The organism is Pseudomonas sp. p1(2021b) (genome assembly GCF_020151015.1).
GTDB classification, from domain to species: Bacteria; Pseudomonadota; Gammaproteobacteria; order Pseudomonadales; family Pseudomonadaceae; genus Aquipseudomonas; species Aquipseudomonas putida_K.
The window spans coordinates 4808163-4828766 of the sequence record NZ_CP083746.1; the positions used below are offsets into that span (position 1 = coordinate 4808163).

13 protein-coding genes are annotated in these 20604 nt (G+C 63.6%); 1 reads left to right on the forward strand and 12 read right to left on the reverse strand.

All coding sequences use genetic code 11. The features are described 5' to 3' along the window. Positions 1-23 precede the first annotated feature (23 nt). The 11 genes from K8374_RS22330 to pilM all read right to left on the reverse strand — a co-directional run bounded on the left by K8374_RS22330 (position 24) and on the right by pilM (position 16336). Positions 24-1475 carry a lytic polysaccharide monooxygenase gene (locus K8374_RS22330; protein ID WP_224457239.1) on the reverse strand — a complete coding sequence of 484 codons (1452 nt, stop codon included), beginning with the start codon at positions 1473-1475 and terminating at the stop codon, positions 24-26. A gap of 337 nt (positions 1476-1812) precedes the next feature. Then, positions 1813-2877, reverse strand: a complete 1065-nt coding sequence (hemE, locus tag K8374_RS22335) for a uroporphyrinogen decarboxylase (protein WP_224457240.1) — start codon at positions 2875-2877, stop codon at positions 1813-1815. Between the two features lie 182 nt (positions 2878-3059). After that, positions 3060-4478: an FAD-dependent oxidoreductase gene (locus K8374_RS22340; protein WP_196144082.1), complete on the reverse strand. Its 1419-nt coding sequence runs from the start codon at positions 4476-4478 to the stop codon at positions 3060-3062. A gap of 106 nt (positions 4479-4584) precedes the next feature. Next, positions 4585-9030, reverse strand: a complete 4446-nt coding sequence (gene gltB / locus K8374_RS22345) for a glutamate synthase large subunit (protein WP_224457241.1) — start codon at positions 9028-9030, stop codon at positions 4585-4587. 372 nt (positions 9031-9402) lie between these two features. Continuing rightward, positions 9403-11001: an SPOR domain-containing protein gene (locus K8374_RS22350; RefSeq protein WP_224457242.1), complete on the reverse strand. Its 1599-nt coding sequence runs from the start codon at positions 10999-11001 to the stop codon at positions 9403-9405. A 15-nt stretch (positions 11002-11016) separates the two neighbouring features. After that, a complete protein-coding gene (aroB, locus tag K8374_RS22355) occupies positions 11017-12114 on the reverse strand; it encodes a 3-dehydroquinate synthase (protein WP_224457243.1) in 1098 nt (365 codons plus the stop codon). A 97-nt stretch (positions 12115-12211) separates the two neighbouring features. Continuing rightward, positions 12212-12730 carry a shikimate kinase AroK gene (aroK, locus tag K8374_RS22360; protein ID WP_084853842.1) on the reverse strand — a complete coding sequence of 173 codons (519 nt, stop codon included), beginning with the start codon at positions 12728-12730 and terminating at the stop codon, positions 12212-12214. A gap of 4 nt (positions 12731-12734) precedes the next feature. Then, positions 12735-14021, reverse strand: coding sequence for a type IV pilus secretin PilQ (locus K8374_RS22365; RefSeq protein WP_224457244.1), 1287 nt, complete (start codon positions 14019-14021; stop codon positions 12735-12737). After that, a complete protein-coding gene (locus tag K8374_RS22370) occupies positions 13927-14943 on the reverse strand; it encodes a pilus assembly protein PilP (RefSeq protein WP_224457245.1) in 1017 nt (338 codons plus the stop codon). The genes K8374_RS22365 and K8374_RS22370 overlap by 95 nt, the downstream gene beginning before the upstream one ends. After that, the gene (locus K8374_RS22375) at positions 14940-15479 is read right to left on the reverse strand and encodes a PilN domain-containing protein (RefSeq protein ID WP_224457246.1); all 540 of its coding nucleotides are present in this window, start codon (positions 15477-15479) and stop codon (positions 14940-14942) included. Before K8374_RS22375 ends, K8374_RS22370 begins: the two co-directional genes overlap by 4 nt. Next, positions 15476-16336 (reverse strand): type IV pilus biogenesis protein PilM, encoded by an 861-nt coding sequence (gene pilM, locus K8374_RS22380; RefSeq protein WP_224457247.1) that lies wholly within the window; start codon positions 16334-16336, stop codon positions 15476-15478. Before pilM ends, K8374_RS22375 begins: the two co-directional genes overlap by 4 nt. A 162-nt stretch (positions 16337-16498) precedes the next feature. Here pilM and K8374_RS22385 point away from each other — a divergent pair, with 162 nt between their 5' ends. Continuing rightward, complete coding sequence (locus K8374_RS22385) at positions 16499-18949, forward strand: penicillin-binding protein 1A (protein ID WP_411969667.1); 2451 nt, start codon at positions 16499-16501, stop codon at positions 18947-18949. Positions 18950-19266: 317 nt separating this feature from the next. Here the strand turns inward: K8374_RS22385 and K8374_RS22390 are convergent, their stop codons facing one another. Then, positions 19267-20535: a malic enzyme-like NAD(P)-binding protein gene (locus K8374_RS22390; RefSeq protein ID WP_084853834.1), complete on the reverse strand. Its 1269-nt coding sequence runs from the start codon at positions 20533-20535 to the stop codon at positions 19267-19269. Positions 20536-20604: the final 69 nt, after the last annotated feature.

Here is a 20604-nt window from a genome sequence, read left to right on the forward strand (position 1 = left end):
AACGGGGTACCCGGTTCAATCGGTTAGAGTTTGTTCCAGGCATCGGCCCAGTTGCTGCCGAAACCAGGCTCGTAGTGGATAGCGCTAGGGTTGTTGCACCAGCCGCTGTAAGGGAATGGCTTACACTCGAAAACGTCGCCAGTCTTGGGCTGCAGCACTTTAGTGCCTTCCTGGTAGCTGCCGATCGATTGCGGGTACTCGAAGTCGTACTCGACAGCGCCTGCGGCCTTCAACTGGACGCTGTACGTTTCTTGTAGCAACACACGTTTATGTGCGTCCGTACCCACGACTTTGAGCGTATGAGTGCCTTCTTGGCTGGAGGCGTCGAGCACGATGGCGCCAGCGCCGCCAGTCGCTTTGCCCTCAGCCACACCGACTGGCTTGTTGGATTCATCGAGCAACTGGGCCTTGACCTTCAGCTCATTGACGCTGGTGATGACATTGAATTTCAGGCTGGTCTTGCCGTCTTTCAATGTGTACTCCGGCTGCAGACCATTCAACTTCATGTAGTGGTCCTCGCCTGGCGCAGCTTCCAAGGCGAAGAAGTAATTGGTGATCCCGGTTTCTGGCTTGGCAAAGATGGTATTTACGCCCGGCACGGGCTCAATAGTGCCATCCGCATCGAGTTTGCCGGCACGCACCAGTGTCTGTGTCTCATTGATACGCTTGGCGAGTTTGTAGGTCCAATTACCTGCCTTACCTTCCTCGGGCGTATCGACGGTGATACCGACACTGTATTCCTTATTTTCCGTAGTACCTTGGAATGCCCGCGCGATCATTTTTTCGCCGACTTTCATATCGAAAACAGGTTTGATATCGGCAATGCGGGGCCACTCCGGCGCTGGACCGCCATCGAGTTGAATATCCACATCCATTACGTTGTGGAAGGCATTGCCGGTGTCGGCAACGGTCCATACGCCGAGGATGATATGGTGCCCAGAGCGATCGGCAGGCAGGGTGCATTGATGCTTTTCGATAGCAGGTCCGTGGGTTGGGTTACCTTGGCCACGGGCCGGTTTACCATGACCATCCACTTCGCAGAAAGGCGTGAGCTCGAACGCACTGCGACTCAATGGCGCATTGGGGTTCCACCCGTTCTTGGTAATGAAGTATTCCCACTTCGTCGTTGGGTGACCTGCGGTGTAGAACCAATCGAACGCGACATTGCGGTCGGTGATTGGCGTCAAATGCCAACGATTGGCGGATTGCTCATCGAGTAGAGCAAAGTCAGGACGCTTACCACCACTGGCGATTTTCCCATCAACAGGGCCGCCGGCCGGAAACCCCTTGGCAACTTCACTGACAGACTGGGGCTCGCTTGCCGCTCCGCCACAACCGGTATTCTTGCCCAGCTGGCAAAGATAGGCACGAGAAGGCGGCTCGGTGGTATGACCATGCGCGTTGGCAACTTGCGCGTGCAGGCCAGCACCAAGGACAGCCGCGCAAAGGCCGCTCAAGGCGAACCCTTTGTGCATTACATTTCTGGTAGTCACAAGAAAACTCCGAAGAAATTATTAGACGCTAGTGGCCAGCAAGCACCCGATAAAATCCGGTGCAAGCGACGATCGCAATCTAACTACGCCATCAGAGTTCTAGATGTAGGAAAGTTCTACAGAACCCGCAAGATTAGTAGGTATAGCCACGCCCATTGGTTCGAGCAAGTCATCTTTATTAACAAAGACTCTCTTTCCTCGCCAACGCACCCAATAAGCGCAGCAATAGTGAACTCACGAGATCAATATAACGTATTGCAACGGAAGTTCTTTTAAACAAATAGGGTTCTCCTATTGCAGGAGAACCCCTCGCCTCGGTTCAGCCGTGATACCGAGCCGACAACTCATGCACTGCGTTGATGAACACCCCGGCATGCTCCGGGTCTACTTCCGGGGTAATGCCATGCCCCAGGTTGAACACATGGCCGCTGCCATGCCCGTAGCTTTCGAGAATCCGCGCCACTTCCTGGCGAATGGCCTCGGGCTTGGCGTACAGCACGGTCGGGTCCATGTTGCCTTGCAGCGCGACCTTGTCGCCCACGCGGCGACGGGCATCGCCGATTTCGCAGGTCCAGTCCAGGCCCAGGGCATCGGCGCCGGCTTCGGCGATGCTTTCCAGCCAGATGCCGCCGTTCTTGGTGAACAGGATCACCGGCACCTTGCGCCCGTCGTGTTCGCGGATCAGGCCGCTGACGATCTTGCGCATGTAGGCCAGGGAAAACTCCTGGTAGGCCGCTGCCGACAGGTTGCCGCCCCAGGTGTCGAAGATCTGCACCGCCTGGGCACCGGCCTGGATCTGGCCATTGAGGTAACTGGTGACCGACTGGGCCAGCTTGTCCAGCAACAGGTGCATCGCCTGGGGGTTGTCGTAGAGCATGGCCTTGGTCTTGCGGAAGTCCTTGGAGGAACCGCCTTCGACCATGTAGGTGGCCAGTGTCCAGGGGCTACCGGAGAAGCCGATCAGCGGCACGCGACCGTTGAGCTCGCGGCGAATGGTGCTGACGGCGTCCATCACATAGCCCAGGTCCTTGTGCGGATCGGGGATCGGCAGCGCCTCGATGTCGGCCAGGGTACTGACGACCTTCTTGAAACGCGGGCCTTCGCCGGCCTCGAAATACAGGCCCTGGCCCATGGCGTCGGGGATGGTGAGGATGTCCGAGAAGAGGATCGCCGCGTCCAGCGGGTAGCGGTCCAGCGGCTGCAGGGTGACCTCGCAGGCGAACTGTGGGTTCATGCACAGGCTCATGAAGTCACCGGCCTTGGCGCGGCTGGCGCGGTACTCCGGGAGGTAGCGGCCGGCCTGGCGCATCATCCAGACCGGGGTGACGTCTACGGGTTGCTTGAGCAGTGCACGCAGGAAACGATCGTTCTTCAGGGCAGTCATGTCGGCATCCAGCAAAAAAGTGCGGGCATTTTCTCAGACGCACAGGGAAAAGGCACGGCTGTTTGTCTATTGAATGCCGTAGATCAAGGTTTTTTGTATACAAAAGCATCGCGGGACAAGCCCGCTCCTACAGGGATTGCGCAATACCTGTAGGAGCGGGCTTGTCCCGCGATAGCGAGGGATCAGACTTCCAAGTAGTCCAGAATACCTTCAGCCGCCGTACGCCCCTCGAAGATCGCCGTCACCACCAGGTCCGAACCACGCACCATGTCACCACCGGCGAACACTTTCGGGTTGCTGGTCTGGTGCTTGAACTTGCCCTTCTCCGGCGCCACCACGCGGCCTTGGCTGTCCAACTGGATACCATGCTGCTCGAACCACGGCGCCGGGCTCGGGCGGAAGCCGAAGGCGATCACCACGGCATCGGCCGGCAGGATCTCCTCGGAACCCGGAATCGGCTCGGGGCTGCGACGGCCACGGGCATCCGGCTCACCCAGACGGGTCTCGACCACCTTCACGCCTTCGACCTTGTCCTCGCCGACGATGGCGATGGGCTGACGGTTGTAGAGGAACTTCACGCCCTCTTCCTTGGCGTTCTTCACCTCGCGGCGCGAACCCGGCATGTTGGCTTCGTCACGGCGGTAGGCACAGGTCACCGACTTGGCGCCCTGGCGGATCGACGTGCGGTTGCAGTCCATCGCGGTGTCGCCGCCGCCCAGTACCACGACCTTCTTGCCCTGCATGTCGACGAAATCTTCCGGCGACTTCTCGAAGCCCAGGTTGCGGTTGACGTTGGCGATCAGGAAGTCCAGGGCGTCATGCACACCTGGCAGGTCTTCGCCGGGGAAGCCGCCCTTCATGTAGGTGTAGGTGCCCATGCCCATGAACACCGCGTCATAATCGGCGAGCAGCTGTTCCATGGTGATGTCCTTGCCCACCTCGGTGTTCAGGCGGAACTCGATGCCCATGCCGGTGAAAACTTCGCGGCGGTTGCTGAGCACGGTCTTTTCCAGCTTGAACTCGGGGATGCCGAAGGTCAGCAGGCCACCGATCTCCGGGTTGCGGTCGAACACCACCGGGGTCACACCGGCACGTACCAGCACGTCGGCACACCCCAGGCCCGCCGGGCCCGCGCCGATGATCGCGACGCGCTTGCCGGTCGGCTTGACCTTGGACATGTCCGGGCGCCAGCCCATGGCGAAGGCGGTGTCGGTGATGTACTTCTCCACCGAGCCGATGGTCACCGCGCCGAAACCGTCGTTGAGCGTGCAGGCACCTTCGCAGAGGCGGTCCTGCGGGCACACGCGGCCACACACTTCCGGCAGGGTGTTGGTCTGGTGCGACAGTTCCGCCGCCGCGAGGATGTTGCCCTCGGACACCAGCTTCAACCAGTTGGGGATGAAGTTGTGCACCGGGCACTTCCACTCGCAATACGGGTTGCCGCAGCCCAGGCAGCGGTGTGCCTGCTCCACGGACTGTTGCGGCTTGAAAGGTTCGTAGATTTCCACGAACTCCTTCTTGCGCTGGCGCAGGAGCTTCTTCTTGGGGTCCTTGCGCCCTACTTCGATGAACTGGAAGTCGTTGTTCAGACGTTCAGCCATTTTTCAAAACCTCTATACCGCAGTTGCTGGCCTGGGCCGCAAGCTGCAAGACGATCACTTGAGCCGGGCAAGCCCCGCGCATGGGGCTTGCCACTTGCAGCTGTTGTTACTGCGGGTTGGCACGGGTGCTGGACAGCAGTTGCTTGAGGTTGGCCGCCTTCGGCTTGACCAGCCAGAAGCGCCGCACGTAGTCGTCCAGGTTCTCCGAGAGCTCGCGCCCCCACTCGCTGCCGGTCTCTTCCACGTATTCGGCAAGGACCCGCGCCAGGTGGCTACGGTAGGCCTCCATCGCCTCGCCACTGATCCGCTGGATTTCCACCAGCTCGTGGTTGAGTTTGTCGACGAAGGTGTTGTCCATGTCGAGCACGTAGGCGAAACCGCCCGTCATGCCAGAACCGAAGTTGTAACCGGTCTTGCCCAGGACGCAGACAAAGCCGCCGGTCATGTATTCACAGCAGTGATCGCCGGTACCCTCGACCACAGCGTGGGCGCCGGAGTTACGCACAGCGAAGCGCTCGCCCGCGGTGCCGGCCGCGAACAGCTTGCCGCCGGTGGCGCCATACAGGCAGGTGTTGCCGATGATGGCGCTGTCCTGGGTTTCGAACGGGCTGCCGGCAGGCGGCACGATGGTCAGCTTGCCACCGGTCATGCCCTTGCCCACGTAGTCGTTGGCGTCGCCTTCCAGGTGCAGGTTCAGGCCACCGGCGTTCCATACGCCGAAGCTCTGGCCTGCGGTGCCCTTGAAGCGGAAGGTGATCGGCGCGCCGGCCATGCCCTGGTTGCCATGCAGGCGGGCGATTTCGCCGGAGACACGCGCACCGATGGAGCGGTCGCAGTTGCAGATATCCAGGCTGAACTCGCCACCGGCCAAGTCGCGAACGGCCGGCAGGGCCATCTCGACCATCTTCTCGGCCAGCTCGCCCTTGTCGAACGGCGGGTTCTTTTCGACTTCACAGAACTGCGGCTTGTCGGCCGGAACGTGGGCGCTGCCCAGCAGCGGCGAAAGATCCAGGTACTGCTGGCGCTCGGTGTCGCCAGGCAGCACTTCCAGCAGGTCGGTGCGGCCGATCAGCTCGCCCAGGCTGCGCACGCCCAGCTTGGCCAGCCATTCGCGGGTCTCCTCGGCGACGAAGGTGAAGAAGTTCACCACCATGTCGACGGTGCCGATGTAGTGGTCCTTGCGCAGCTTGTCGTTCTGGGTGGCCACGCCGGTGGCGCAGTTGTTCAAGTGGCAGATGCGCAGGTACTTGCAGCCCAGGGCGATCATCGGCGCGGTGCCGAAGCCGAAGCTCTCGGCGCCGAGGATGGCGGCCTTGATCACATCCAGGCCGGTTTTCAGGCCGCCGTCGGTCTGTACCCGCACCTTGCCGCGCAGGTCGTTGCCGCGCAGGGTCTGGTGGGTTTCGGCCAGGCCCAGCTCCCATGGGGCACCGGCATACTTGATGGACGTCAGCGGCGAAGCGCCGGTGCCACCGTCGTAGCCGGAGATGGTGATTAGGTCGGCATAGGCCTTGGCCACGCCAGCGGCGATGGTGCCCACCCCCGCCTCGGCCACGAGCTTGACCGATACCAGGGCCTGCGGATTGACCTGCTTGAGGTCGTAGATCAGCTGGGCCAGGTCTTCGATTGAGTAGATGTCATGGTGCGGCGGTGGCGAAATCAAGGTCACGCCCGGCACGGCATAGCGCAGGCGGGCGATCAGGCCATTGACCTTGCCGCCGGGCAGCTGGCCACCCTCACCGGGCTTGGCGCCCTGGGCCACCTTGATCTGCAGCACTTCGGCATTGACCAGGTATTCGGGGGTGACGCCGAAACGGCCGGTAGCCACCTGCTTGATCTTCGAGCTCCTGATAGTGCCGTAGCGCGCCGGGTCTTCGCCGCCCTCACCGGAGTTGGAGCGCGCGCCCAGGCGGTTCATGGCCTCGGCCAGAGCTTCGTGGGCTTCCGGCGACAGGGCACCGAGGGAGATGCCTGCGGAGTCGAAACGCTTGAGGATCTCTTCCAGCGGCTCGACCTGCTCCAGCGGCAGCGCCTGGTCAGCGACCTTCACTTTCAGCAGGTCGCGGATCATCGACACCGGACGCTGGTCGACCAGCGTGGTGTATTCCTTGAACTTGGCGTAGTCGCCCTGCTGCACGGCAGCCTGCAGGGTATTGACCACATCCGGGTTGTAGGCGTGGTATTCGCCACCGTGGACGAACTTGAGCAGGCCGCCCTGCTGGATCGGCTTGCGCGCACTCCAGGCTTCGGCGGCCAGCAGCTTCTGGTCGCTCTCCAGGTCGACGAAACGTGCGCCCTTGATCCGGCTGGACACACCCTTGAAGCTCAGGCCGACCACTTCCTCGGCCAGGCCCACGGCTTCGAACAGTTGGGCGCCACGGTACGAGGCGATGGTGGAGATACCCATCTTCGACAGGATCTTCAAAAGACCCTTGGAGATACCCTTGCGGTAGTACTTGAAGACTTCGTCCAAGTCGCCCAGCACTTCACCGGTGCGGATCAGGTCGGCCAGGACTTCGTAGGCCAGGTACGGGTACACGGCAGAGGCACCGAAGCCGATCAGCACCGCGAAATGATGCGGGTCGCGGGCGGTGGCGGTTTCCACCAGGATGTTGCTGTCGCACCGCAGGCCCTGCTCGGTCAGGCGGTGGTGCACTGCACCGACGGCCAGGGAAGCGTGTACCGGCAGCTTGCCCGGGGCGATATAGCGGTCGCTCAGCACCAGTTGGGTCTTGCCGCTGCGCACGGCCTCTTCGGCCTGGTCGGCGATGTTGCGAATGGCCGCTTCCAAGCCGACGCTTTCCTCGTAGTTGAGGTCGATCAGCTGGCGGTCGAAGCCCTCGCGCTCGAGGTTCATCAGCGAGCGCCACTTGGCCGGGGAAATCACCGGAGAGCTGAGGATCACCCGGGAGGCATGCTCCGGGGACTCCTGGAAGATATTGCGCTCTGCACCCAGGCAGATCTCCAGGGACATGACGATCGCTTCACGCAGCGGGTCGATCGGCGGATTGGTCACCTGGGCGAACTGCTGGCGGAAGAAGTCGTACGGCGAACGCACGCGCTGGGACAATACAGCCATCGGCGTGTCGTCGCCCATCGAGCCCACGGCTTCCTGGCCTTGCTCACCGAGCGGGCGCAGCACCTGGTCACGTTCTTCGAAGGTGACCTGGAACATCTTCATGTACTGCTTGAGCTGGTCGGCGTCGTAGCTGGCCACGCCCTGGTCGTCGGTCAGGGTCGCCTGGATGCGCAAGGCGTGCTGACGCAGCCAGCGCTTGTACGGGTGGCGCGACTTGAGGCGGTTGTCGATGGCGTCGGTGTCGAGAATCTGGCCGGTCTCGGTGTCCACGGCGAAGATCTGGCCCGGGCCGACACGGCCCTTGGCCAGGACGTCCTCGGGCTCGTAGTCCCAGACGCCGATTTCCGATGCCAGGGTGATGTAGCCATTCTTGGTGGTGACCCAACGCGCCGGGCGCAGGCCGTTACGGTCGAGCAGGCAGACCGCGTGGCGGCCTTCGGTCATGACGATGCCGGCCGGGCCGTCCCACGGCTCCATGTGCATGGAGTTGTATTCGTAGAAGGCACGCAGGTCGGCGTCCATGGTCTCAACGTTCTGCCAGGCCGGCGGCACCAGCATGCGCACGCCGCGGAACAGGTCGATGCCGCCGGTGACCATCAGCTCGAGCATGTTGTCCATGCTCGAGGAGTCCGAACCGACGCGGTTGACCAGCGGGCCGAGCTCTTCGAGGTCGGGGATCAGGTCGTTGGCGAACTTGGTGCGACGGGCCACGGCCCAGTTGCGGTTGCCGGTGATGGTATTGATCTCGCCGTTGTGGGCGAGGAAGCGGAAGGGCTGGGCCAGCGGCCACTTCGGCAGGGTGTTGGTGGAGAAGCGCTGGTGGAAGACGCAGATGGCGGTCTTCAGGCGCTCGTCGCCCAGGTCCGGGAAGAAGGCGGCGAGGTCCGCCGGCATCATCAGGCCTTTGTAGATGATGGTCTTGTGCGAGAAGCTGCAGATGTAGTGGTCAGCATCGTGGGCGTTGGCCACGGACGAGCGACGACGGGCGCTGAACAGCTTGATGGCGAATTCCTGGTCGCTCAGGCCTTCACCGCCGATGAACACCTGCTCGATCTGCGGCAGGCGCTCCAGGGCCAGGCGGCCGAGCACGCGGGTGTCTATCGGCACCTTGCGCCAGCCGATCAGCTTCAGGCCGGCATTGACGATTTCCCGGTCCATGTTGGCGCGGGCTGCTTCGGCCTTCACCGGATCCTGGTTGAAGAACACCATGCCGACGGCATACTGCTTGGGCAGCTCGACGGCGAAGTGTTCCTGGGCTACGGCACGCAGGAACTGATCGGGCTTCTGCATCAGCAGGCCGCAACCGTCACCGGTCTTGCCGTCGGCGTTGATACCGCCGCGGTGGGTCATGCAGGTCAGGGCCTGCATGGCGGTTTGCAGAAGATGGTGGCTCGCCTCGCCCGTCATATGGGCGATCAGGCCGAAACCACAGTTGTCCTTGAATTCTTCGGGATGGTACAGACCTGTTTTCATAGACACTTTCTCACCAGGTTCGCCTCTCAACGAAGGCAAATCTCTTTTTAGTACAACCACTTACCATCCACGCCGATCAAACGCCAGCTTTTTGCGGTGGGCAATGGGAAACCATTGTTGCACAGGGACAGCAACGCCCACAAATTTTCATGACGCATCAATGAAAACTTATGTCGCATTTTTGAATGTTTTTGCGCCACGAGCCGTGGTAGCGGCTTGGCTCGAGTCTGAAGCGTTTCAGCCAGGACTGCAAGAGTGGGCTTGTGGCCGGCAGTCTGGGACAGAAAAGCCTGCCGCGCTCAGGCGCAGCAGGCTCTGCAAGTCGGGAATCGCTTTGCAACTGGGCGGCGGGGTGTTGCCGCCCGGAAGGTATCAGCGGGCCGCCGCCAGCTCTTGTTGGACGCTGCCGACGGTACGAGGCCAAGGTTTACCAGCCTGGACCTTGGCTGGCAAGTTCTTGATTGCCGCAACCGCTGCATCGCGATTGGCGAAATTACCGTAGGTGACCACGTACAGCGGCTTGCCCTGCAGGGTTTTCTTGAAGTAGCGATAGTCGCCACCCTGGGCCTTGACGAAGGCTTGGGCCGACGCCTCGGAGCTGGTCCCCAGGATCTGCACCACGTAGTTGCCGGCTTTCTGGCCGGTGTACCAGCTGCTGTTGCCCGAACCGCCCGCGGCAGGTTTGGCCGCAGGCTTGGCCGTGGCCACCTGGGTCGGTGCCGGAGCAGGCTTGGCAGGTACAACCGGCTTGGTCGACGGGGTTGCGACAGGCTTCGGTGCCGGCGCAACCGGCTGCGGGGAAGCACTGGCGATGGTCTGGGCCGGGGCGCTGGTGACAGGCTGGGCCGGCGCAGGACCAGCAGGCACACCCTGGGGCGGCGCGGTGGTGGTCACGGTAGGAGGGGTGGCCGGCTGCAGCGCGGTGTCGCCAGCCGGGCTGCCTTCCTCGCCGTCACCCATCCCGGCCGCCTGGGCCAGCGGCTCACGCATCACCGGCTGCGATTGACCAACCAGCGGCAGCGGCATGGGCTGCGATGAGCCGGAGAACTCGATGGCCGGCTGGCCTTCGCCCAAAGGCAGCTGGGCCTGGGCGGCCGGCGCCTCGGCGGGTTTGTCGCTCTTCTTGGGCATCAGCACCGCCGCGGCAACCGCGACCACGACGACAGCGGACAGCGCTAGCACATGTTTCTTAGGCATATTGAACCCCATGGATGGTCGCTTGGCCGTACTGCGGCTGGCGATCATGGCTTCGATCAAGGTATCGCGGGCAACCTGGTTGATCGTTCCAGGCCAGCCGTCCGAGTTTTCATGGATGTCGACGATCTGTTCGCGGGTGAACACCTCGATGCCTCGGCCGGCGCCATCCAGGCGCTGCTCCAGGTACTCGCGGGTCTCCTCCTCGCTGTACGGGGCAAGCTCGATGACATGGAACCGCTCACCACCGGCATCGAGCCCTTCCAGGCCAGCGATCAACGACGGCTCGCCGAACAGGAATACGTGCGGACGCCCTTCAGGAACGCCGGCCGCCAACTCCAGCAACGCTTGGAGTGCCGACTCGTCCAGTTGTTCCGCATCGTCCACCAGCAAATAGACTTCCTGGCCGGTCAGTGCCAATTGCACCACCTGGGCAAGAATGGCCTGGACCTCGGCATGAGCCACGTCGAGCGCCTGGGCCACTTGGCCGAGCACGCTGGCCGCATCGCCCGCGCCGCGAGCAGACACCACCACGCTCTGCACCGACTGTTTGTTGGTGCTGGCCACCAGGGCCTGGCGCAGCAGGGTCTTGCCGCTGCCCATGGGGCCGGTGACCACCAGCATCAGCTGGCTGTAGCGCGCCAGGTGATGGAGCTGGCCCAGCACCGGCTTGCGCTGGGCGGGGAAGAACTTGAAGCCGGGCACCCGAGGTGCGAACGGGTCATGGCTCAACTGGTAGTGGTCGAGAAACGCCTCATCGGCATGCAAACTGGTCATCGCGCTGTCACAACCTCAAAGCTGGGCCACGATCGCGCGGTAGTCCGCCGCCAGCGTGGCTTGAAGAATCTCTTTCGGATAGTCGTCGGTCACCACGGCCTCGCCCATCTGGCGCAGCAGCACCAAGCGCAAGCGACCGTCGAGCACCTTCTTGTCGACCGCCATGTGCTCCATGAAATGCGCTGGGGTCATTTCCTCGGGCGGCACCACCGGCAGGCCTGCGGCCTGCAGCAGGCGAATGCCACGGTCCCGCGCCGGCTGGTCGATCCAGCCCAGGCGCATGGACATTTCCAGCGCCATCACGGTGCCGGCAGCCACGGCTTCGCCGTGCAGCCAGACGCCATAGCCCATGTGGGTCTCGATGGCATGGCCGAAGGTGTGGCCGAGGTTCAGGGTCGCCCGCACGCCGGACTCGCGCTCGTCGGCACCGACCACGGCCGCCTTGGCGGCGCAGGAGCGGCGGATGGCCTCGGTCAGGGCAGCAGGCTCCAGGGCACGCAGGGCACCCATGTGTTCTTCGAGCCAGTTCAGGAATGGCTCGTCGCAGATCAGGCCGTACTTGATCACTTCCGCCAGGCCCGCCGACAGCTCGCGCTCGGGCAGGGTCTTGAGGCTGGTGGTGTCGATCAGGACCGCATTGGGCTGGTAGAACGCCCCTACCATGTTCTTGCCCAACGGGTGGTTGATGCCGGTCTTGCCGCCTACCGACGAGTCCACCTGGGACAACAGGGTGGTCGGCACCTGGATGAAGTCGACGCCACGCTGGTAGCAGGCGGCGGCAAAGCCGGCCATGTCGCCGATCACGCCACCGCCCAGGGCCACCACGGTGGTGCGGCGGTCGTGGCGCGCAGTGAGCAGGGCATCGAAGATCAGTTGCAGGGTTTGCCAGTTCTTGTGGGCCTCGCCATCGGGCAGCACTACCGGCAGCACCGAATAGGCACCGAGGGTTCGGCTCAGGCGCTCGAGATACAGGGGCGCGACGGTTTCGTTGGAAACGATGGCGACCTGCCGCCCGGCAATGTGCGGTGCCAGCAGTTCAGGCTGGTCCAGCAGGCCTTCGCCAATGTAGATCGGGTAGCTGCGTTCGCCCAGGTCGACCTTTAGTGTCTGCATGTATCCCCACAATGTACTAGGGCGCGGCATCGTCCAGGCGACACCGCGCGGTAACGTTCAACCCGCCTCGGCGTTGGTCGCCGAGCATAGTCCCGGCTTACCGGGGCGGCAACTTCTCCAGGCGCTCGAGAATGTCGAGCACCACCATGCGCGGCGGCCGTTCGTCGGTTTCCACCACCAGGTCGGCAATCTCTCGGTACAGCGGGTCCCGGGTTTCCAACAGGGCACGCAGGGTCGCCTCGGGGTTGGCCGTGCGCAACAAAGGGCGGTTGCGGTCGCGGGCGGTACGCCCGACCTGCTGCTCCACCGAGGCGTGCAGATAGATCACCCGCCCGCCGTCATGCAGGGCCTTGCGGTTGGCCTCGCGCATCACCGCGCCGCCACCGGTTGCCAGGACCACGCCATCGAGGGCGCAAAGCTCGGCGATCATGGCCTGCTCACGGTCACGAAAACCCGGCTCGCCTTCCTTGTCGAAGATCCACGGGATATTGGCGCCGGTTCGCAGCTCGATTTCCTTGTCGGAATCCTTGAACAGCAGGCGCAGCTCTTTGGCCAAAAGGCGTCCGATGGTGCTTTTACCAGCGCCCATGGGCCCCACAAGTATCAAATTTCGCACAGAATCAACGACTCACAGCAATCGCCTGGTCACTCATGATACGCGGAGTCAGGAAGACCAGCAGCTCGGATTTTTTCTCTTGTAATGCATCGCGTCGAAACAGCCGCCCAACATACGGCAGATCGCCTAAAAATGGCACCTTGTCGACCACTTTGTTTTGCGTGGTCGAGTAGACGCCACCGATGACGATGGTCTGGCCATCGGCCACCCGGACCTTGGCGTTGACCTCGTTCTTGCGGATCGGCGGTACGTTGTTCAGTGCATTGACGTAGTCAGGCTCGTCCTTAGTCACCCTCACCGCCATGATCACCTTGCCGTCCGGCGTGATCTGCGGCGTGACCTCCAATGAAAGCGATGCTTCGCGAAACGAGATGGAGGTGGCGCCGCTCTTGCTGGTTTCCTGGTAGGGGACCTCCGTACCCTTGAGGATCCGCGCCGTTTCCTTGTCCGCCGTGACCACCTTCGGCTGGGAGATGATCTCGCCGTTACCGCTCTTTTCCATGGCACTGAGTTCCAGGTCCAGCAACGTGCCCCCACGTAGCAGGCCCAGCCCGACACCCGAACTGGCCCGCTCCACGCCCAGATCGACGAACAAATCCTTGCCCAGGCGAGCCTCCTCGCCCTGCAGCGGCGCGCCCCATTTCACCCCCAGGCTCTTTTCATAGTCGACATTGGCCTCGACGATACGCGCCTCGATCAGCACCTGGCGCACCGGCACGTCCAACTGCGCCACCAACTGTCGCAGTTCAGCCAGCCGATCGGCAGGCTGGTAGACCACCAACGTGTTGGTGCGGGCGTCCACGCTCAGGCTGCCACGCCCGGTGAGGATGCCATCGTCGGCCAGTGCAGCCAGCAACAGCTCGGCCAGGTCCGCAGCCTTGGCGTGGTGAATCGGCAGCAATGCCCGGCGCATGGGCTGCTGTTGCGCATCCAGCGCCTGCTCCAGGCGCGCTTCGCGAAATTGCTCGGCCAACTCGGCTGCCGGTGCCACCAGCAGGACATTGCCCTCCTCACGTCGGGCCAAGCCCTTGCTGCGCAGCACAAGGTCAAGGGCCTGCTCCCAGGGAACCCCCTCCAGACGCAGGGTCAGGTTGCCTTGCACGGTGTCGCTGGCCACCAGGTTGACACCGGCAAAGTCGGCGAGCACCTGCAGCGCCGCACGCACCTCTATGTCCTGGAAGTTCAGCGAGAGCGGCTCATTCCGACTGGCCAGCGCCATGCTGGCCTGGCCCGTCAGGAGTATCGCCAGCATCCATTTCCCCAGCCCGTTCACGCTCATCCATGACCTCATTACCCACCTGCTTCCTTAGCCTCAGGTATGCCGTCCGCTCGTGCCAGGCACCTGCGACGAACACACGCTCACGCACTTCGATCTGTTGGCCGCTCACCGCCACGACAATGCCCTGGTCCCGGCCCAACCTGTCACCCTCGCCCACCCGGTAAAGGCGACCCGCAGCCTGGAGCAACGCCTGGTTTCGCCCATTGCGCGACAGGCTCCCCACCATTTCCACCTGTGCAAGCGCAACCCCGGCCAAGCCTCGAGGCGGCTTTTGCATCGACCACGGCGCGAACAGATCCACGCTGGCAGGCTGGGCAACAGACCGCGCCGGCTCATGGGCCAACGAAGCCGGCGCCGCCAGGGCCTCTGCGGGATGGTACGACTCGACCTGCAAGCTCAGGCGCCGCACACCCGGTCGACCTTGCACGCCGGTCAATTCCAGCTGCGTAGGCCGCAACAGACGAACTTGATCCAGCCACGCCTGCAGCCATGATCGCAAGGCCGGGTAGGTGCCAATGACCTGGATCTCGAGCGGCACCACCCGGTACCCCGGCCCGGCGCCCTCAGGCAATACATCGAGCTGCTCGAACACCAATCCCAAGGCGTGCCCGGAGCTGGCCAACCCGTCCAACAGGTCGCTCATGTCCTCCCCTGCCGAAAGTCGCCAGCGCGCGTCGAGCAACTGACGCTGCACGTCGGCCAGCGCCTCGGTGGCCGGCTGCAGCTGACGAGCGGCCTGGGCCTTGCGCTCGTGCACCAGGCGCAAGCCATCGGCTGAGGTCTCGCCTTGCTGCAAGGCCCGATGGTTTTCCTGCAGGAACAGGCGCCACCCGAGGAGAAATACCGCCAGCATGAGCAGCCCAGGGGCAAGCACCATGACGCCCCGTGAACGGCCAACCCACTCCGACCACTGCGCCTCGCCCAGCCCTTTCATGACCAAGTTGCCGATAAGCGCGCGACCAACAGGAACTCGTCTCCGGCAGGCAGGTTGCGAAACCGTTTCAACTCCAAGCCTTGCAATACCGAGGCCTGCGTCAGGTCACGCATGAACTGGGCGAGCACCGCGGGAGAGGCCGTCAGCCCCAACAGCCGAACCTCGTCATCCTTGAGTTGCAGCTCGCTCAGGTGCAATCCGTCAGGCATTACCCGTTCGAGCTCCAACAGCATTGTCACGACCGTGCCCTGGCCGGACCTCAAGCGCGCCAGCGCACGGGTTTGCCCTTCGATGCTCAGGCGCTGCTCACGTAGCGCCTCGATACGCGCCAGGGCCTGCTCCACCGGTTGCAGGGCTGCTTGCCTGGCGGTAGCCGCCAAGGCTTGTTGCTGCAGGCGCTGGCGTGCCAAGTGGTCCAGCAGCATCACGCCACCGAGCGCGAACAGCAGACAGACGACCAGCGCTGTCTTGAACCGCCGCACGGCCGCCAGGCGGCGATGCTCGCGCCAGGGCAACAGGTTCAGGCGCACCCTCATCGGGCATCCCCCATCGCCAGGCCCAACGCCAGCACCAAGCTTGGATCGAACCGGGTAAACGGCTGGAATACCTTGCAGGGCATGCCCAACTGCTCGGACAAGGCATCGACCCAACCTTCGTCGGCGGCGACCAGAAGAGGCTCGCACAGGGCCGACGACAAGGCACTGCGCAACCACTGCGCGACCCGCTCGACAGCCAGCGAACGGTCCTCCGAGGCGAGCAGCCGCAGCGTCGTCCGCTGGGGCAGACCAGGCTCCGGCCAGCCATGCAGCACCGCACAGTCCGGCTCGATCCGAAGCAATACCGGCGAACCGTTGCCTGCTGGCAGGGTCCGCGCCAGGGCAATGCTGTCGACCTCCACGGCCACGGGCTGCAGCCCGGCGCCGCCGAGCACCTCTTCCAAGGGTGCGAGAGACTGCTGGCGGCACGCCCCCACCAGCACGCGGGCTTCACCAGCCTGGTCAACCGCAGACTCCAATACCTGGAAATCCAGCGCCAGGTCCTGCAAGGGGAAGGGAAACAGGCGCTCGGCCTCCACCAGCAGTTGTGCCTCCATCTCGGCTTCGGACAAACCCGCAGGCAGCCGGCAGACCTTGCAGATCACCTCCGAGCCCGGCAGGGCGACTGCCGCCTGGCGTTGCCGGCTACCGCTGCGATGCCAGGCGCGCCGCAGCGCACCGGCTACCACATCGGGGCAGGTAGCCCACCCGCCCGCCGGTGGTTCGAAGGGTTCCAGCGCCCAGGCCCCGACCGAACGACGCCCGTGACGCCCTTGCAATTGAAGGATTCGAACGGAATCGGAGGCAATTTCCACCCCCAGCAGTGAACCGGCATCCCTGCCGAAGCGTCCAAGCATGGCGTTTTCCTGACAGTTTGTCGCAATACCGCGCCACCGGAGCCGACCGCCCAGGCCGGCCGGTCACCCCGGCAAAGCGAAAAATGCTTATAATGCCCAGCGTTTTTCCTGTCCGCCGGACCGCGTGCAATCCACTCCCAACCTGGACACCCAAAAGCCTTGATACGTCTGCTGAAGTTCTTCTGGTGGTCTTTCGTCGCAGTCATCTGCGCGCTCGTACTCGGTGTGAGCGGTGCGTTTCTGTATCTTAGCCCCAGCCTCCCCTCGGTCGAGTCCCTCAGAAGCATCCAGTTGCAGATCCCCTTGAGGGTATACAGCAGCGACGGCAAGCTGATTGCCGAGTTTGGCGAAATGCGCCGCTCGCCGATCCGCTTCGCGGACATCCCCCCACAATTCATCCAGGCGCTTCTGTCAGCCGAGGACGACAACTTCCTCAACCACTACGGGGTCGACCCGAGCAGCCTGATGCGTGCCGCGACCCAGCTGGTGAAGTCCGGCCACATACAGACCGGCGGCAGCACCATCACCATGCAGGTGGCGAAGAACTACTTCCTCACCAGCGAGCGCAGCTTCTCGCGCAAGACCAACGAGATCCTCCTGGCCCTGCAGATCGAACGCGAGCTGACCAAGGACGAGATCCTCGAGCTGTACGTCAACAAGATCTACCTGGGCAACCGCGCCTACGGCATCGAGGCCGCGGCACAGGTGTACTACGGCAAGTCGATCCGCGACGTCAGCCTGGCGCAGATGGCCATGATCGCCGGCCTGCCCAAGGCCCCTTCGCGCTTCAACCCGTTGGCTAACCCGGCGCGCGCCAAGGAGCGTCGCGACTGGATCCTGGGGCGCATGTACAAGCTCGGCAAGATCGACCAGGCCAGCTACGAAGCCGCCCTGGCCGAGCCGCTCAATGCCAGCTACCACGTACCGACGCCGGAAGTGAACGCGCCCTACATCGCCGAGATGGCCCGCGCCGAAATGGTCGGCCGCTATGGCAGCGAGGCCTACACCGAAGGTTTCCGCGTCACCACCACGGTGCCGAGCGACATGCAGGAAATGGCCAACAAGGCCGTGCTCAACGGCTTGTCCGCCTATGACGAACGCCACGGCTATCGCGGCCCGGAGGCGCGCTTCCCGGGCAAGACCCTCGACGCCTGGCAGCAGGAGCTGGGCAAGCAGCGCATCCTGGGCGGCCTGGAACCGGCCATCGTTACCCAGGTGCAGGCTGACGGCCTGCAGGTGCTGACCCGCGGTGGCCAACAGGAACATGTCGGTTGGGACACCATGAAGTGGGCCCGCCCGTTCATCAACAGCAATGCCCAGGGCCGTTCTCCGCAGTCGCCGAAGGACGTGGCCCAGGTCGGCGACCTGATCCGCATCCAGCGCCTGGAAGACGGTAAGCTAAAGTTCAGCCAGGTCCCCGGCGCGCAGAGCGCCCTGGTCACCCTCGACCCGTACAGCGGCGCCATCCGCGCCCTAGTCGGCGGTTTCTCGTTCGAGCAGAGCAACTACAACCGCGCCATGCAGGCAAAGCGCCAGCCGGGCTCGAGCTTCAAGCCGTTCGTCTACAGTGCCGCGCTCGACAGCGGCTACACGGCGGCCAGCTTGGTGAACGACGCGCCGATCGTGTTCGTCGATGAGTACCTGGACAAGGTCTGGCGTCCGAAGAACGACACCAACACCTTCCTCGGCCCGATCCGCATGCGCGAAGCGCTGTACAAGTCGCGCAACCTGGTCTCGATCCGGCTGCTGCAATCGATGGGCGTAGGCAAGACCATCGACTACATCACCAAGTTCGGCTTCAACAAGCAGGACCTGCCGCCGAACCTGTCCCTGGCCTTGGGTACCGCGACCCTCACCCCGATGGAGATCGCCACTGGCTGGAGCACCTTCGCCAACGGCGGCTACAAGATCAGCCCGTACCTGATCGAGCGCATCGAGAGCCGTAACGGCGAGACCCTGTTCACCGCCAACCCGGCCCGGGTCCCACAAGGCGACCAGGACCAGGCCGGCATCGCCGCACCGGAACAACCGATCAGCACCTCCGCCCTGCCCGGCGAAGCGCCCGTGGTCGCCGGCCAGGCTACGCCACAGCTGCAGGTGCCAGCGGTAGCCGAACGCATCATCGATGGGCGCACCACCTACATCCTCACCAGCATGCTCCAGGACGTGATCAAGCGTGGTACCGGCCGCCGTGCCTTGGCCCTGGGTCGCAGCGACCTGGCAGGCAAGACCGGCACCACCAACGAATCCAAGGACGCCTGGTTCACCGGCTACAACGCCGACTACGTCACCACCGTATGGGTCGGCTTCGATCAGCCGGAAACCTTGGGCCGACGCGAGTATGGCGGCACCGCGGCGCTGCCGATCTGGATGAGCTTCATGGGCGCTGCACTCAAGGACAAACCCGAGCACGCGCCCGCCGAGCCGGAGGGCATCCTCAGCCTGCGGGTCGACCCGGTCAGCGGCCGCGCGGCCACACCGAGCACGCCGAACGCCTATTTCGAGCTGTTCAAGGCCGAGGATTCGCCGCCTTCGGTGGACGAGCTGGGCAATGGCGCCATTCCCGGCAGCCCGCTGCCGGCGGACGAAGCCGCGCCGATGGATCTGTTCTAGCAGGCGCGACGTCCACTTTCAGGACATTGCCCCTGCGGGAGCGACTCTCTTGAGTTGCCTGCTCCGGCCCTACCGCTGGCAAGCCAGCTCCCGCAGGTACGGCGGTGTCTCTGAAATCAGCGCCGGGCAGGTGGGAGCGGGCTTGTCCCGCGATCAAGGGCGAAGCCCTTGCCAAGCAGTCGCGGTGGCAGGGCCGGCCCAATCACGGGACAAGCCCGCTCCCACAAGTATGGCGCTGCCGCTTGACTGACCTGCACCCAAACGAAAAAGCCCCGACTCTCACGAGCCGGGGCTTTTTCATGGCGCTACGGCCTGGATCAGCCGTTGAACACGTCGTTCACGCTCTGCAGCGGGTAGTGCTTCGGATACGGCAGGGTAGCCACGCCGGACTCGATGGCGGCCTTGGCCACGGCGTCGGAGACGACGGTGATCAGGCGTGGGTCCATCGGTTTCGGAATGATGTACTCACGGCCGAATTCCAGGGCCTGTACGCCGTAGGCGTCGCACACTTCCTTCGGCACCGGCAGCTTGGCCAGGTCCTTCAGGGCGATGGCGGCAGCGATCTTCATCTCTTCGTTGATGCGCTTGGCGCGAACGTCCAGGGCACCACGGAAGATGAACGGGAAGCCCAGCACGTTGTTGACCTGGTTCGGGTAGTCGGAACGACCGGTGGCCATGATCACGTCGTTGCGGGTGGCATGGGCCAGTTCCGGGGCGATTTCCGGGTCCGGGTTCGAGCAGGCGAACACGATCGGGTTGGCCGCCATGGACTTCAGGCCTTCGGCGCTCAGCAGGTTCGGGCCGGACAGGCCAACGAACACGTCGGCGCCTTCCAGGGCGTCAGCCAGGGTGCGCTTGTCGGTAGCGTGGGCGAACTGGGCCTTGTACTGGTTCAGGTCGTCGCGGCCGGCGTGAATGACGCCAGTACGGTCGATCATGAAGATGTTCTCGACCTTGGCACCCATGCTGACCAGCAGCTTCATGCAGGAGATGGCGGCAGCGCCAGCACCCAGGCAAACGATCTTGGCGTCTTCGAGTTTCTTGCCGGCGATTTCCAGGGCGTTGATCATGCCGGCCGCGGTGACGATCGCGGTACCGTGCTGGTCATCGTGGAAGACCGGGATGTCGCACTGCTCGATCAGGGTGCGCTCGATCTCGAAGCACTCAGGCGCCTTGATGTCTTCCAGGTTGATGCCACCGAAGGTGATGGAGATGCGCTTGACGGTGTCGATGAAGGCCTGCGGGCTTTCCGAGTCGACTTCGATGTCGAACACGTCGATACCGGCGAAACGCTTGAACAGAACACCCTTGCCTTCCATGACCGGCTTGGAGGCCAGCGGGCCCAGGTCGCCGAGGCCGAGGATGGCGGTACCATCGGAAATCACCGCGACCAGGTTGCCCTTGCCGGTGTACTTGTAGGCCAGCTCTGGGTCACGGCCAATCTCGCGCACCGGCTCGGCGACGCCCGGGCTGTAGGCCAGGGCCAGGTCACGAGCGGTTGCGGTTGGCTTGGTGAGCTCGACGCTCAGTTTCCCCGGGCGAGGCTGAGCGTGATATTCGAGAGCGGCGGTTTTCAGGTCTGACATGGTGGGCATTCCGCTTGTTTACTGTTCTGACGGACCGCCGAGGATACGCAAAGAGCCGGGGGGCTACAA

Coding starts and splice junctions, on each gene's coding strand:
- K8374_RS22365 (WP_224457244.1), bottom strand. CDS start 14,021: ATGAGGTCATGGATGAGCGTGAACGGGCTGGGGAAATGGATGCTGGCG.
- K8374_RS22340 (WP_196144082.1), bottom strand. CDS start 4,478: ATGGCTGAACGTCTGAACAACGACTTCCAGTTCATCGAAGTAGGGCGC.
- K8374_RS22370 (WP_224457245.1), bottom strand. CDS start 14,943: ATGAAAGGGCTGGGCGAGGCGCAGTGGTCGGAGTGGGTTGGCCGTTCA.
- pilM (WP_224457247.1), bottom strand. CDS start 16,336: ATGCTTGGACGCTTCGGCAGGGATGCCGGTTCACTGCTGGGGGTGGAA.
- K8374_RS22330 (WP_224457239.1), bottom strand. CDS start 1,475: ATGCACAAAGGGTTCGCCTTGAGCGGCCTTTGCGCGGCTGTCCTTGGT.
- hemE (WP_224457240.1), bottom strand. CDS start 2,877: ATGACTGCCCTGAAGAACGATCGTTTCCTGCGTGCACTGCTCAAGCAA.
- gltB (WP_224457241.1), bottom strand. CDS start 9,030: ATGAAAACAGGTCTGTACCATCCCGAAGAATTCAAGGACAACTGTGGT.
- aroB (WP_224457243.1), bottom strand. CDS start 12,114: ATGCAGACACTAAAGGTCGACCTGGGCGAACGCAGCTACCCGATCTAC.
- K8374_RS22390 (WP_084853834.1), bottom strand. CDS start 20,535: ATGTCAGACCTGAAAACCGCCGCTCTCGAATATCACGCTCAGCCTCGC.
- K8374_RS22350 (WP_224457242.1), bottom strand. CDS start 11,001: ATGACCAGTTTGCATGCCGATGAGGCGTTTCTCGACCACTACCAGTTG.
- K8374_RS22375 (WP_224457246.1), bottom strand. CDS start 15,479: ATGAGGGTGCGCCTGAACCTGTTGCCCTGGCGCGAGCATCGCCGCCTG.